Annotated in this window: 14 protein-coding genes; 12 read left to right on the top strand and 2 right to left on the bottom strand. The window is 66.4% G+C overall.

Annotation, left to right across the window (positions count from 1 at the left end; genetic code table 11):
- Positions 1-20: 20 nt before the first annotated feature.
- From ACF8LI_RS27710 to ACF8LI_RS27660, 11 genes are all read left to right on the top strand, one after another.
- Positions 21-878 carry a carbohydrate ABC transporter permease gene (locus ACF8LI_RS27710; RefSeq protein ID WP_016445524.1) on the top strand — a complete coding sequence of 286 codons (858 nt, stop codon included), beginning with the start codon at positions 21-23 and terminating at the stop codon, positions 876-878.
- Positions 879-882: 4 nt separating this feature from the next.
- Positions 883-1,704 (top strand): carbohydrate ABC transporter permease, encoded by an 822-nt coding sequence (locus tag ACF8LI_RS27705; protein ID WP_026062016.1) that lies wholly within the window; start codon positions 883-885, stop codon positions 1,702-1,704.
- Between the two features lie 23 nt (positions 1,705-1,727).
- Positions 1,728-2,780 carry an ABC transporter ATP-binding protein gene (locus ACF8LI_RS27700; RefSeq protein WP_392414629.1) on the top strand — a complete coding sequence of 351 codons (1,053 nt, stop codon included), beginning with the start codon at positions 1,728-1,730 and terminating at the stop codon, positions 2,778-2,780.
- Positions 2,781-2,842: 62 nt separating this feature from the next.
- Complete coding sequence (dalD, locus tag ACF8LI_RS27695; RefSeq protein ID WP_392414628.1) at positions 2,843-4,282, top strand: D-arabinitol 4-dehydrogenase; 1,440 nt, start codon at positions 2,843-2,845, stop codon at positions 4,280-4,282.
- Position 4,283: 1 nt separating this feature from the next.
- Entirely contained in the window at positions 4,284-5,252 is a 969-nt protein-coding gene (locus tag ACF8LI_RS27690) for a carbohydrate kinase (RefSeq protein WP_374006811.1), read from the top strand.
- 61 nt (positions 5,253-5,313) lie between these two features.
- Positions 5,314-6,246, top strand: a complete 933-nt coding sequence (locus ACF8LI_RS27685) for an AraC family transcriptional regulator (RefSeq protein ID WP_043789992.1) — start codon at positions 5,314-5,316, stop codon at positions 6,244-6,246.
- A 279-nt stretch (positions 6,247-6,525) separates the two neighbouring features.
- Positions 6,526-7,176 (top strand): cytochrome c, encoded by a 651-nt coding sequence (locus ACF8LI_RS27680; RefSeq protein WP_016445530.1) that lies wholly within the window; start codon positions 6,526-6,528, stop codon positions 7,174-7,176.
- Positions 7,177-7,315: 139 nt separating this feature from the next.
- The gene (locus tag ACF8LI_RS27675; protein ID WP_392414627.1) at positions 7,316-9,505 is read left to right on the top strand and encodes a cytochrome c biogenesis protein ResB; all 2,190 of its coding nucleotides are present in this window, start codon (positions 7,316-7,318) and stop codon (positions 9,503-9,505) included.
- On the top strand, positions 9,502-10,839 hold the full coding sequence (ccsB, locus tag ACF8LI_RS27670; RefSeq protein WP_016445532.1) for a c-type cytochrome biogenesis protein CcsB: 1,338 nt from the start codon (positions 9,502-9,504) through the stop codon (positions 10,837-10,839). Before ACF8LI_RS27675 ends, ccsB begins: the two co-directional genes overlap by 4 nt.
- Before the next feature lie 152 nt (positions 10,840-10,991).
- Positions 10,992-11,972, top strand: coding sequence for a protein-methionine-sulfoxide reductase catalytic subunit MsrP (msrP, locus tag ACF8LI_RS27665; protein ID WP_016445533.1), 981 nt, complete (start codon positions 10,992-10,994; stop codon positions 11,970-11,972).
- A 13-nt stretch (positions 11,973-11,985) separates the two neighbouring features.
- A complete protein-coding gene (locus tag ACF8LI_RS27660) occupies positions 11,986-12,606 on the top strand; it encodes a sulfite oxidase heme-binding subunit YedZ (RefSeq protein WP_392414626.1) in 621 nt (206 codons plus the stop codon).
- On the opposite strand, the gene ACF8LI_RS27655 is transcribed toward ACF8LI_RS27660, so the two are convergent.
- Together ACF8LI_RS27655 and ACF8LI_RS27650 are read right to left on the bottom strand one after the other, a co-directional pair.
- Entirely contained in the window at positions 12,603-13,430 is an 828-nt protein-coding gene (locus ACF8LI_RS27655; RefSeq protein ID WP_012207382.1) for an MBL fold metallo-hydrolase, read from the bottom strand. The two genes, ACF8LI_RS27660 and ACF8LI_RS27655, sit on opposite strands and share 4 nt — an antisense overlap.
- Before the next feature lie 91 nt (positions 13,431-13,521).
- The gene (locus ACF8LI_RS27650; RefSeq protein ID WP_082254145.1) at positions 13,522-13,803 is read right to left on the bottom strand and encodes a lipoprotein; all 282 of its coding nucleotides are present in this window, start codon (positions 13,801-13,803) and stop codon (positions 13,522-13,524) included.
- A gap of 12 nt (positions 13,804-13,815) precedes the next feature.
- Between ACF8LI_RS27650 and cyaY the strand changes: the two genes are divergently transcribed.
- Positions 13,816-14,154, top strand: a complete 339-nt coding sequence (gene cyaY / locus ACF8LI_RS27645) for an iron donor protein CyaY (protein ID WP_017406663.1) — start codon at positions 13,816-13,818, stop codon at positions 14,152-14,154.
- The last annotated feature ends 63 nt before the right edge of the window (positions 14,155-14,217 follow it).

Below are 14,217 nucleotides of genomic sequence, written 5' to 3'. Positions count from 1 at the left end.
TTCGACCAAGCCCCGCGCCCATGACGCGCCTGCTGCCCCGCGCGCTCATGGCTCCCGCCGTGGCCGTGCTGCTGTGCTGGATGCTGGTGCCGCTGCTGATGACGGTGTATTTCTCGTTCGTCGACTACAACCTCATGCAGCCGGGCGGCCACCCCTTCGTGGGCCTGCGCAACTACGAGTTCTTCGTCACCGACCCGGACTTCATGCCCGCCGTGCGCCAGACCCTGGTGTTCCTGGCCAGCGTGGTGTCGATCACCGTGGTGCTGGGCGTGCTGCTGGCGCTGCTGGTCAACGAGCCATTTCCGGGCCGCGGCATGGTGCGCGTGCTGCTGATCTCGCCCTTCTTCGTGATGCCCGCCGTCAACGCGCTGCTGTGGAAGCACATGATGATGAATCCCATCTACGGCGTGCTGGCCAGCCTGTGCAGGGCGCTGGGCCTGGAGCCTGTGGACTGGCTGACCGAGGTGCCGCTGCTGTCCGTGGTCATCATGGTGTCCTGGCAGTGGCTGCCTTTTGCCTGCCTGATCTTCATCACCTCGCTGCAGTCGCTGGACCGCGAGCAGATGGAGGCGGCGCGCATGGACGGCGCCAATGCCCTGCAACGTTTCCACCACCTCACGCTGCCCCATCTGGCCCGACCGATGGCGGTGGTGGTGATGATCGAGATGATCTTCCTGCTGGGCGTGTTTGCGGAGATCGCCATCACCACGGCGGGAGGCCCGGGCAACGAGAGCACCAACCTCACCTATCTCATCTACAAGCAGTCGCTGATGCATTTCGACGTGGGCGTGGCCTCTGCGGGGGCATTGTTCGCCGTGGTGCTGGCCAACATCGTTGCCGTCTTCCTGATCCGCATCGTCGGCAAGAGCCTGGACTGAGCGCATGACGGCTCCTTCACTTTCCACCGCCTTGCGTGCCGCCGCGGCCTGGGCGCTGGCTCTGCTGCTGTTCTTTCCGCTGGGCTGGCTGTTCCTGACCGCGTTCAAGACCGAGCTGCAGGCCATTGCCGTGCCGCCGCTGTTCGTGTTCGAGCCCACGCTGGCCAACTTCGGCGAGGTGCAGCAGCGCAGCAACTACCTGCTGCACGCGCGCAACTCCTTGGTCACCAGCCTGGGGTCCACCCTGGCGGGCCTGGCCATCGCCGTGCCCGCCGCCTACTCGATGGCCTTCTTTCGCACGCGGCGCACACGCGATGTGCTGATGTGGATGCTGTCCACCAAGATGATGCCCGCCGTGGGCGCATTGCTGCCCATCTACGTGCTGGCCCAGGGCGCCGGCCTGCTGGACACGCTCACGGTGCTGACCGTGGTCTTCACGCTGTCCAACCTGCCCATCATGGTGTGGATGCTCTACAGCGCGTTCAAGGACATCCCGCACGAGATCCTCGAAGCCGCGCGCATGGATGGCGCCGGCCTGTGGGCCGAGTTCCGCCATGTGGTGCTGCCGCTGGCGCTGGGCGGCATTGCCTCCACGGGCCTGCTGTGTCTGGTGCTGAGCTGGAACGAGGCCTTCTGGTCGCTCAACCTCAGCAGCGCGCGCGCCGGCACGCTGGCCACGCTGATCGCCTCCTACTCCAGCCCCGAGGGGCTGTTCTGGGCCCGGCTCTCGGCGGCATCGCTTTTGGCCATCGCGCCCATCGTGGTGTTCGGCTGGTTCAGTCAGAAGCAACTGGTGCAGGGCATGACCTTCGGCGCCGTCAAGTAGCCGCTCTTCAAACCAAGAAAACCATGGCCTATCTGCAACTGCAAGACATGCGCAAGAGCTTTGGCGAGGCGCACATCATCCGTGGCGTGGACCTCGCCATCGAGCGCGGCGAGTTCATCGTCTTCGTCGGCCCCTCGGGCTGCGGAAAATCCACGCTGCTGCGCCTGATCGCGGGGTTGGAGTCCGTCAGCGCGGGCCATCTGCTGCTCGATGGGCGCGACATCACGCACGCGCCCTCGGGCCGGCGCGATCTGGCCATGGTGTTCCAGAGCTATGCGCTGTACCCGCACATGAGCGTGTACGACAACATGTCCTTTGCGCTGCGCTTGGCGGGCGTGCCGCGCAAGGAGATATTGCGCAAGGTCGGCCGGGCGGCAGAAACGCTCAATCTCACGGCCTGCCTGGAGCGCCGCCCGGGCGAGCTGTCGGGCGGGCAGCGCCAGCGCGTGGCCATCGGACGCGCCATCGTGCGCGAGCCCAAGGTCTTCCTGTTCGACGAGCCGCTGTCCAATCTGGATGCGGCGCTGCGCGGCAACACGCGCGTGGAAATCCTCAAGCTGCACCGTGCATTGGGCGCCACCACCATCTATGTGACGCACGACCAGGTGGAGGCCATGACCCTGGCCGACCGCGTGGTGGTGATGCGCGACGGCGCCATCGAGCAGGTGGGCTCTCCTCTGGAGCTCTATGACCGCCCGGCCAACCGCTTTGTCGCGCAGTTCATCGGCATGCCGCCGATGAACCTGCTGGCGGCCCATGCCGTGCCGGGCCTGTCGGCCAGCACGCAGGGGCGCTTGCCGCCGGACGGCACGCTGGGCATACGCCCCGAGGCGCTGCGCCTGTCCCGGGCAGATGCAGGTCCCGGTGATGGGGCTGGCGTCCAGGGGCGCGTGGACCTGATCGAAGCCTTGGGTGCCGACACGCTGGTCCATGTGGATGTGGCCGGCGTGCCGCTGGTGGCACGCCAGACCGAGCGCATGCCGCTGGCCGTGGGCGATGGGGTGAGGGTGTCCCTCGACCCGGGCTGCATGCTCCATCTGTTCGACCGTGATGGCCGTGCGCTGGCGGCCTGCTGAGCCTGGCGGCCGAGCCCTGCCTTCTTCTTTCCGTCTCTTCCCATCCCTTTGTCCGGGACACCATGAACGCGACTGCCCCCTCCCTTTCCCGCCCCACGGTGCTGCACCTGGGGCTGGGCTCTTTCCATCGCGCGCACCAGGCTGCCTACCAGCAGCGATTGATGGATGCGGGCGACACGCAGTGGGCGCTGGTGGGCGCCAACCTGCGCCCTGACATGGCGCAGACGCTGGACGCCCTGGTGCGACAAGGCGGTGCCTACACGCTGGAGACGATTGCGCCCAACGGCACGGTGCACTACCAGTGGATGGATGCCTTGAGCGAGGTGATTCCGTACGCGCCCGGGCTGGCCGCCGTCGTGCAGCGGGGCGCCTGGCCGGCCACCCGCATCATCTCCTTCACGGTCACCGAGGCTGGTTACTGCCTGGATGGTCAGGGAGCGCTCGACGCCGCGCATCCCGATCTGGCGCAGGACCTGGAGCGCGCACGCCGGGGCGAGGCGGGGACCACCCTCTATGGCGTGCTCTGCGCCATCCTGCAGGCGCGCCGCGCCACCGATGCCGGCCCCGTCACGCTGCTGAGCTGCGACAACCTGCGCCACAACGGCGACCGCCTGCGCGCCGGCCTGCTGGCCTTCATGCGCCAGGCACAGCTGCATGGGCTGGCCGACTGGGCACAGCGGCATACCAGCTGCCCCAACGCCATGGTCGATCGCATCACTCCCCGCCCGCCACCGGAGCTGCGCGCGCGCGTGCTGGCCGCCACCGGCCGCGACGACGAGGCCGCGGTGATGGCCGAGCGCTTCACGCAATGGGTGATCGAGGACCGCTTCATTGCCGGGCGCCCCGCCTGGCAGACCGTGGGCGTGGAGCTGGTGCCCTCGGTGGCGCCTTACGAAGAGGCCAAGATCCGCATCCTCAACGCCAGCCACAGCTGCATCGCCTGGGCCGGGACGCTGGCGGGCCTGGAGCATATCCACGAAGGCTGCGCCGTGCCCGCGATACGCCAGATGGCCTGGGACTACGTGACCCGGGATGTGATCGCCTGCCTTTGCGCACCGGGCCGGCCCAGCCCGCTGGACCTGCCGGCCTACCGTGACACGGTGCTGGAGCGCTTTGGCAATGCGGCCCTGCGCGACACCAACCAGCGCGTGGCGGCCGATGGGTTTGCCAAGATCCCCGGCTTCATCGCGCCCACGCTGCGCGAGCGGCTGGCGGACAACGCCGCCATCGATGCCGCGGCCATGCTGCCAGCGCTGTTCCTGGCCTTCCTGCAGCGCTGGCACCGGGGCACACTGCCCTATGCGTACCAGGACCAGGCCATGGACCCGGCGGTGGCGCATGCCATCTGCGCGGCGCCCGATCCCGTGGCCTCGCTGTGCGCCGAGCCGCTGCTGTGGGGCGAGGTGGCAGGCCATCCGCAGCTGGTGGAGTCGGTGCGCCGGGCCTCGGAGCGGGTACGGGCATTTGTGGACAGAACCGAAACATGCACAAGGCGGAGCTGACATGCGCATAGCCATCGTGGGCGAGGCCCTGATCGATTTCACCGCCACGGGTGGCCTGGCCTTCCAGGGCCATGAGGGCGGGGCGCCCGCCAATGGCGCCATCGCGGCGGCGCGGCTGGGGCAGGCCACGGGCCTTGTCTCGCAGCTCTCGGAGGACCTCTTTGGCGAGCGCCTGTTCGCGCACCTGCAGCGCAACGGCGTGGACATGCGCCTGGTGCAGCGCTGCAGCGCGCCCAGCACGCTGGCCTTTGTGGAGCGCGGCGAACACACCAACCGCTATGCCTTCTACATGCAGGGCACGGCCGACACGCTGTGGGCGCCTGCCGAGCTGCCGAAGTTGCCGGACGAATGCCGCATCCTGCAGTTCGGCTCCATCGCGCTGCTGCATGCGCCGGCGGGGCCGCGCATCCTGGATCTGGTGGCCGCGCAGCGCGGTCGGCGCCTCATCGTCTTCGACCCCAATGTGCGTCCCACGCTGATCCGCGATGCGCAGGCCTTCCGGCGCGACTGCCTGGCCTGGCTGGCCCTGGCCGACCTGGTCAAGCTCAGTGACGAGGATGCGGCCTTCATCGCGCCCGGTCAGCCGGTGCTGGAGGCTGCCGGGAGCTGGCTGTCGCGTGGGCCCAGGGCCGTGGTGCTAACGCAGGGGGCCGAGGGCGCCACCTTGCTGCGCGCAGGCCGCGCTCCGCTGTCGGTGCGCCCGCCTGCAGTGCCGCTGGCGGACACCATCGGCGCGGGCGACACCTTTGGCGCGGCACTGTCCGTGGCGTTGCTCGAGCGCGGCGTGGAGCAGGCGCAGCAGTTGAAGTCCCTGCCAGATGCCGCGTGGCGCGAGGTGCTGCGCTTTGCGGCCACGGCAGCCGCGCTCAACTGCACGCGCGCCGGCGCCCAGCCGCCCTGGCGTGCGGAGCTGGATGCCGCGCTTGCGGGCCTGGATGCTGCGCAGGCGCAGCAGCACCACAGGGCGTAGCGGCCGCCGGTGTTACCGTGCGCCCTGTGCCCGTCTCATCGTCCCTGATTGACCGACTGCCATGCCCAGCACACGCCGCCGCCCGCCGCGCCAGCGCCATCCCGAACTGGAGCGCGACTTTGTCCGCACGCCCGCCCTCGGCTATGAAGACGTGGAGGGCAGTGGCCTGGTGCGCTGCCTGGCGCATGGTTTCCCGAGTCCGCTGGTGCGCTGGCATTTCCATGACGAGTACGAGCTGCATCTCATCACCCACACCTCGGGCCGTGCCTTCGTGGGTGACTGGATAGGGCCGTTCGAGCCGGGCCACCTCGTGCTGTGCGGGCCGCGCCTGCCGCACAACTGGATATCGTTCGACGTGCCCGAGGCCGGCGCGCCCGAACGCGATCTCGTCATCCTGTTCAACCACGATCCCATTGCCCGTGCGGCCGAGCAGATCCCCGAGATGCGCGAGGTACTGCAGCTGCTGGACCGCGCGCGCCACGGCATCGAGTTCTTCGGCATGGCCGAGGCAGCGCGCGCGCACTGGGAGGGGGTCCGGGGTGCGCGCGGCATGCGCCGCTTCGCGGCCTTTTGTGATCTGCTGTCCGATCTTTCCGAATGCACGGACTACCGGCTGCTGTCGGCCGTGCAGATGCAGGGCGTGCAGGCCGAGGCCCAGGTGGACCAGATCAACGAGGTGGTCAACCGCATCATGGCGCGCGTGAACGAGCCGCTGAGCCTGGCGGACGTGGCGGCCGAACTGGGCATGAGCGAAAGCCGCTTCAGCCGTTTCTTTCGCCGTGCCACAGGCAACAGCTTCACCGACTTTGTCAGCCGCGTGCGCATCAACAGTGCCTGCCATCTGCTCATGCAGACCGATTGCTTCATCGCCGATATCTGTTTTCAGGTCGGCTTCAGCAATCTGGCCAACTTCAACCGGCGCTTCCTTGAAATCAAGGGGATGACGCCCTCGGAATTCCGCAGGCAGGCCGAAAGCCGCTTCGGCGCGGGCTGAGGCGGGCGAGGGACCTGGAATCCGGGAAAGAAGGGGTGTGGTATTGCGCGCCACATGGGTAGAGCCCTTATTGCCGCGCTGGCACAGATCGATATGCTGGGTTGCGAAAAACACATGTTCCGCATCGGATCCGTGGCCAGTTTGTGACCACGATCAAGGAATGTGTCTTCCTCTGCGCGCAGGGGCGAAAGCAGGGTTCCTGACGATATCAATCACAGGGGGCCCCATTGTAGAATCCGCCGAATTTTGCGCTTTCAACAACAGAACCACGCCCTCGATATGAAGTTGCTTGCCTCTTTGCTGACGGCTGCCATTCTTGCTGCAGCCCCCGCCTTTCCCGCTTTCTCCGCTGGCGAGGCACCTGCTGCCCCGGCTCAGCCGAAGGCGGCCAAGGCCGATCTGGCGAAGGGCGAGGCCAGCTACACCGCCGTCTGCGCGGCATGCCATGCGGCCGACGGCAATTCGACGGTGCCCATCCAGCCCAAGCTGGCCGGCCAGCATCCCGAGTACCTGGTCAAGCAGTTGCTGGAGTTCAAGGACGACAAGCGCAAGGACCCGGTGATGAAGGGCTTTGCCAGCATGCTCAGCGAGCCTGACATGAAGAACATCGCCGCCTGGCTGCATGCGCAAAAGCCCAAGGACGGCTTTGCCAAGGACAAGGACCTGGTGGCCATGGGCGAGCGCATCTACCGTGGTGGCATCCAGGAGCGCAACATCGCCGCCTGCGCAGGCTGCCACAGCCCCAACGGCGCCGGCATCCCGGCCCAGTACCCGCGTCTGGCCGGCCAGCACGCCGACTACACTACCACCCAGCTCACGGCCTTCCGTGACGGCAAGCGCGGCAATAGCATTCAGATGACGCAGGTTGCTGCCAAGCTTAACGATCGCGAAATCAAGGCCGTGGCAGACTACATCGCTGGCCTGCGTTGATGTGCTCCCGGAACCGATGCGGTTCCCAGGGTAATCACCGGGAACCTATTGCCCTATAGACGCCCCAAGCCAGGCGGGTCCATCGCATGAATGCAGATGGTCCCGCTTTTTTCATTCGGGTTTTGGTTTTTCGCTCTTCATGTCAGACAACTCTTCCGGTGCCGCTCTTGCCTCCCCCCGCCCGCAGGCCGCGCGCGCGATGCTGGAGCTGCTGGCATCGATGCGCTTTGCGATCTCGCTGCTGACGGTCATCTGCATTGCCTCGGTGATCGGCACCGTGCTCAAGCAGCATGAGCCGGTGGGCAACTACGTCAACCAGTTCGGACCGTTCTGGGCCCAGCTGTTTCTTGCGCTCAAGCTCAATGCGGTCTACAGCGCCTGGTGGTTCCTGCTGATCCTGGCCTTTCTGGTGATCAGCACCTCGCTGTGCGTGGCACGCCATGCGCCCAAGTACCTGGCCGATCTGCGCAGCTACAAGGAAAACGTTCGCGAACAAAGCCTCAAGGCCTTCGGCCACCGTGCGCAGAACGTGGTGCCCGGCAGCACCGAAGAGGCCGCCAGGCGCCTGGGCCAGCAGCTGGTGTCGGGCGGCTGGAAGGTGCGGCTGCAGCAGCGGGACACGGCGGCCGGTCCCGGCACGGGCTGGATGCTGGCGGCCAAGGCGGGCGCGGCCCACAAGCTGGGCTACATCGCCGCCCATGGCGCCATCGTGCTGATCTGCCTGGGGGGGCTGTTCGACGGTGACCTTATCGTGCGTGCGCAGATGTGGCTGGGAGGCAAAACACCTTATACCGGCGGTGGCCTGATCTCCGAGGTGTCCGAGCAGCACCGGTTGAGCGAACGCAACCCCACCTTCCGCGGCAACCTGCTGGTGACCGAGGGCGGCACGGCGGGCACGGCCATCCTGTCGCAGTCCGATGGCGTGCTGCTGCAGGAGCTGCCCTTTGCGGTGGAGCTCAAGAAGTTCATCGTCGAGTACTACTCCACGGGCATGCCCAAGCTGTTTGCCAGCGAGGTCGTCATCCACGACAAGGCCACGGGCGAGAAGCTGGAAAAGCGCATCGAGGTCAACCACCCGGCCAGCTACCGCGGCATCGAGATCTACCAGTCCAGCTTTGATGACGGCGGCTCGTCGGTGAAGCTGCATGCTGTGCCGCTGGAGGCCGGGACCAAGCCCTTCGATGTCGAAGGCGTGATTGGCGGCTCCAGCCAGTTCACGCGCAAGCTCGCCGACGGCAAGGACGAGGCGCTGACGCTGGAGTTTGCCGAGCTGCGCACCATCAACGTCGAGAACTTCGGCGGTGCGGGCGGCGCCAGTGGCAGCGCCACCGCCACCGATGTGCGCAAGGTGGACCTGAAGCAGGCCATCGACGAGCGCCTGGGCGCGGCCCACAAGACCGTGACCAAGAAGGAGCTGCGCAACATCGGCCCCAGCATCCGCTACAAGCTGCGCGATGCCGCGGGCCAGGCGCGCGAGTTCCAGAACTACATGCTGCCCGTGGACACGGGCGACGGCCAGCGCGTGTTCCTGCTGGGCGTGCGCGACAACCAGGCCGACGCCATGCGCTATCTGCGCATTCCCGCCGACCCCGAAAGCGAAATGGACACCTTCCTGCGCCTGCGCAGCGCGCTGCAGGATCCCAAACTGCGCGAGCAGGCGGCCCGGGCCTATGTGGCCAAGGCCATCGATTCCTCGCGCTCCGAGCTGAGCGGTGCGCTGGCGCAGTCGGCCACCAAGGCGCTGGAGCTGTTCGCGGGACAGACCGACAAGAAGGGTCCCGATGGCAAGCCGCTGGGCGGGCTGCAGGCCATCTCCGATTTCATGGAAAGCAATGTGCCCGCTGCCGAGCGTGAACGCGCGGGCGAGGTGCTGGTGCGCATTCTCAATGGCGTGCTGTTCGAGATGGCCCAGATCGTGCGGGCCCAGGCCGGCCAGGCACCGCTGGAGCCCAGCGAGCAGACGCAGTCCTTCATGACACAGGCCGTGTTCTCGCTCAGCGACGCGCAGTTCTACCCCGTGCCCATGGTCTTCATGCTGCAGGACTTCAAGCAGGTGCAGGCCAGCGTGTTCCAGGTGGCGCGTGCACCGGGCAAGAACGTGGTGTATCTGGGCTGCCTGTTCCTCATCATCGGCGTGTTCTGCATGCTGTACGTGCGCGACCGCCGCATCTGGATCTGGCTCACGCCCCGCGATGGCCAAAGCCATGCCGAAATGGCCTTGTCCACCAATCGCAAAACGCTCGATGGTGATAGAGAATTCGCCATGCTGGCCGGCAAGCTGATAGGCGCCGAGCCCATCCACAAGAAACCCCACGGAGGTTCCGCATGAACACCGCCACCACGACGACTTTGACGCTCAACGAGGGCTTCTTCGCCCGCCGCAACTGGTTCGACTGGGTGTTTGCGGCCCTCGTGGCGGCGGGGCTGCTCTATGCGCTGCAGCGCTATGGCGAGTACATGGATGTCTACGAGAAGTGCATCCTGGTCGGCACCATTCCCGCAGCCATCTGGCTGGGCTGGTTCTGGCGCTCGCTGCGGGCGCTGATGCTGGTGGTGGCCGGGCTGTCGCTGCTGGCCATTGCGCTGTACCAGGGGCCGGAGGGGGCGCAGCTGGCGCGCTCGGACACGGTGTTCGGCCTCAAGTACTTCCTGTCCAGCCAGTCGGCCATCCTCTGGATGAGCATGGTGTTCTTCATCAGCACCGTCTTCTACTGGATCGGCATGTTTGCGCGGGGCGAGGGCACGGCGCTGTCGCTGCTGGGCTCGCGCCTGGCCTGGCTGGCCGTGACGCTGGCGCTGGTGGGCACCATGGTGCGCTGGTACGAGAGCTATCTGATCGGCCCTGACGTGGGGCACATCCCGGTCAGCAACCTCTATGAAGTGTTCGTCATGTTCTGCTGGATGACGGCGCTGTTCTATCTGTACTACGAACAGCACTACGACACGCGTGCCCTGGGTGGCTTCGTGATGCTGGTGGTCAGCGCGGCCGTGGGCTTTTTGCTGTGGTACACGCTGGTGCGCGAGGCGCACGAGATCCAGCCCCTGGTGCCGGCGCTCAAGAGCTGGTGGATGAAGCTGCATGTGCCGGCCAACTTCATCGGCTACGGCACCTTCGCGCTGGCTGCCATGGTCTCCTTCGCCTACCTCATCAAGCAGCAGGCCACGGAGACGCGCTGGTACAAGCTCGCCCCGCTGTGGATGCTGGGCGTGGTGCTGTGCTTCGAGCCCATCGTTTTCCGCAAGGGTGCGACCGACAACGGCGGCAGCTACTGGATGGTGTACTTCGGCGTCTCGGCGCTGATCGTGGCCGGCATCCTGCTGGCGCGCAAGCGCATCGCCGAGCGGCTGCCCAGCTTCGAGCTGCTGGACGATGTGATGTACAAGTCCATCGCCGTGGGCTTTGCCTTCTTCACCATCGCCACCGTGCTGGGCGCGCTGTGGGCGGCCGAGGCCTGGGGCGGCTACTGGAGCTGGGACCCCAAGGAAACCTGGGCGCTGATCGTCTGGCTCAACTACGCGGCCTGGCTGCACATGCGCCTGGTCAAGGGTCTGCGCGGCACCGTGTCTGCCTGGTGGGCGCTGGGCGGGCTGGCCATCACCACCTTCGCCTTCCTGGGCGTGAACATGTTCCTGTCGGGACTGCACAGCTACGGCGAGCTGTGATCCGCTGCTGATTCGGACTGCCGCCGAACAAAGGGCTCTTTTTCATGGCAGTTGAGGCTGGGGCGTAGCATGGAACTTGCGCGGGCCTGCAATGCTCCCAATCGTCATGCCGCCCGGCACCCCTGCCGCAGCAGGCACTTTCGGAGATTCCCATGCTGATCCGCTCCCACGACAACGGCTTCCAACATCCGCAAGGCAGCGAAATCACGCCCCGGGCGAGCTACCTGCAGCGCCGGGCCTGGCTGCAGTACCTGGCCGCAGGTTCGGCCGGTGCCGCCTTGCCGGGCTGGGCGGCAGGCGTGCAGCGCCCCGGCAAGCTGGCGGCGCTGGCTTCCGTGCCTTCGCAGGTGCCGGGTGCGAACTCCATGGAGCGCGTCACCGCCTATGCCGATGCGTCGCAGTACAACAACTTCTACGAATTCGGCCTGGACAAGGACGATCCTGCCAAGAACGCCCACACGCTCAAGACGCGGCCGTGGACGGTGAAGATCGAAGGCCTGGTCCAGCAGCCGCAGACACTGGACCTGGATGCGCTGCTCAAGCTCGCACCGCTGGAAGAGCGCATCTACCGGCTGCGCTGCGTGGAAGGCTGGTCCATGGTGATTCCCTGGGTTGGCTATTCCCTGGCCGAGCTGCTGCGCAAGGTGCAGCCGCTGGGCAGTGCCAAGTACGTGGAATTCGTGACCCTGGCCGACAAGGCGCAGATGCCGGGCCTGCGCAGCGGCGTGCTGGACTGGCCTTACACCGAGGGGCTGCGCCTTGATGAAGCCATGCACCCGCTGACGCTGCTGGCCTTCGGCATGTATGGCGAAGTGCTGCCCAACCAGAATGGCGCGCCCGTGCGGCTGGTCGTGCCGTGGAAATACGGCTTCAAGAGCGCCAAGAGCATCGTTGCCATCCGCCTGACCGACAAGGAGCCGGGCACGGCCTGGAACAAGGCGGCGCGCAACGAGTACGGCTTTTATTCCAATGTGAATCCGGACGTGCCGCACCCGCGCTGGAGCCAGGCGACGGAGCGGCGCATTGGCGAGGATGGCCTGTTCGCCAAGAAGCGCAAGACGCTGCTGTTCAACGGCTACGAAGCCCAGGTCGGCCAGCTCTACACGGGCATGGATCTGAAGAAGTTCTATTGATGCGGTCCATGCAATGACGGTGTTACAGCGCCTTTTGCTGCACCGAGCGGCCAAGCCGCTGGTGTTTCTTGTGTGCCTGCTGCCGTTTGCGTGGCTGCTGGCCGGAGCCATCCTGAACACTCTTGGCGCCAATCCGGCCGAGGCCCTGCTGCGCTCCACGGGGGACTGGACGCTGCGCTTTCTTTGCGTGGTGCTGGCCGTGACACCGCTGCGCCAGGCGCTGGGGCTGACGGCGCTGGCGCGCTTTCGGCGCATGCTGGGCCTGTATGTGTTCTTCTACGCCGTGTTGCACCTGCTGTGCTATGCGTGGTTCGACATGGGGCTGGACTGGGGCGAGATCGTGCTCGACCTCCCCAAGCGCCCGTTCATCCTCGTGGGCTTTGCGGCCCTGCTCTTGCTGACCGCGCTTGCCGCCACATCGCCGCACCGTGTGCTCCGGGCCATGGGCGCAAAGCGCTGGCAATGGCTGCACCGCTGCATTTATGCGGTGGCGCCGCTGGCCCTGCTGCATTTCTTCTGGATGCGCGCGGGCAAGAACAACTTCGCCGAGGTCGGCGTATACGCCGCCATTCTTGCGCTGCTGCTGGGCTGGCGTGTGGCCCATGCACTGCGCCGCCGGCGCGCCAGAAGCTAGCCCGCGACGGCGCGCAGGGCAGGGCGCAGCTGGCGGGTGACGGGGTCGATGTCCGCCATGGGCAACTGGTAGTTGCGCTGGTCGAACAGATCAATGCCGCACTGCAGGCCTTCCAGCCAGTTGAACAGGTCGGCAATCGCCTTGGCGCCCATGATGGGCGCGCCGTGCTGGGGCACGATCATGTCGATGGGCAGCTGGCGCGCCATTTGCACCCACAGCCGCAGGATCTTGTTGGAGACCATGTAGCGGCGGTGAAAGCCTTCCATGCGCGCGATGTGCGGCACCAGATCGGTCACCGGCACCTGTGCCTCGATGCCGTTCATCAGGGACACGCCCAGGTCGCCCGTAAACAGGATGCGGCTGACGGGATCGTAGAAGTGGAAGTTGCCCTCGGCATGCAGGAAGTGGGCGGGCAGCAGGTGCAGCTCATGGCGGCCCAGCGGCAGCCGGCCGCCGGCGTCCGGCACGCCGATCACGCGGTTCTCGGTCTTGCCGACCTTGGTGAAGTGGGGCGCAAAGCGCTCCCAGATGCGCGAGATCACCAGCTGGGCCTTGGTGCTGGTCATCCAGCGATCCAGCGAGGCAATGATGTCGGGATCGGCGTGGGAGGCAATCAGATAGGAAAGCTTGTGCGGCGCGAAATGCCGAGACATGCCCATGAACAGCTCGTTGAACGCGAGATTGCCGCCCGGATCGATGATGGCGCCCGTGTCGTCATCGACGATGAGGAACTGGTTGGCCTGGATGGCCTGTCCATCTTCCTCGATGAGGTCGGTGAACATCAGGCAGGCGTGGTTTTTGTCTCGGTAAAGCTCTACGGGCATGGCGGGTTGTCGAGGGACAAGATGCGGTCACTCTAAGCGCCATGCCATGCAGCGGGGTTGACGTGCATCAAGCCGCAGTGCGGCTGCCGCGTCAGTCGGCCTGTGGCCTGCGGGAGTCCGAGGCGCCCGTGGGCGTGGAGCTTTCCTCGACGGCTGCATTGGAGGGGCCGGTCGGCAAGGTGGTGGGCGCCGGTGCGGGCGTTGCCCGCTCGGCCGGGCTGGAGATGCCCAGGGTCTGCGGCAGCGTGGCGCGGTGGCTGGCGGCTGGCGAGCTGGGCAGGAACAGAGGCCCCTTCTGCCCACAGGCCGCAAGGGACGCCGCACAGGCCCCAAGGGCAATGCACCTGACTAGAATTTGCGAGGCTTTCAACATAAGCGAATTGTAATGACCGACCAAGAATTTCTGGACCTTGCCGAACGACTGCTGCTGGCGGTGGAGCAAGACTGCGATCGCATCAACGATGAAACCGATGCCGACCTCGATGCCCAGCGCGTGGGAGGCATGGTGACCCTGGTCTTTGCCAACCGCAGCCAGATCGTGATCAACCAGCAAAAGCCGCTGCACGAGATCTGGCTGGCCGCCAAGGCCGGTGGCTTCCACTACCGCTACGACGCGTCGCAGGGCGCCTGGCTCGATACCAAGGGCGCGGGCGAGTTCTTCGCCAACCTGAGCCGCTACGCCACCGAGCAATCGGGCCTGGCGCTGCAGTTCTCGGCACGCTGAGACCCCGGCTTTCGGCTGGCTCCAAAAGAAAAGCCCGGCATGGCCGGGCTTTCTTGCGTGGTC

It is taken from the genome of Delftia sp. WSY_12, assembly GCF_043104645.1.
Lineage (GTDB): Bacteria > Pseudomonadota > Gammaproteobacteria > Burkholderiales > Burkholderiaceae_C > Comamonas > Comamonas tsuruhatensis.
The sequence above is the reverse complement of the archived record's forward strand: the minus strand, read 5'-3'. Positions and strand labels throughout refer to the sequence as shown.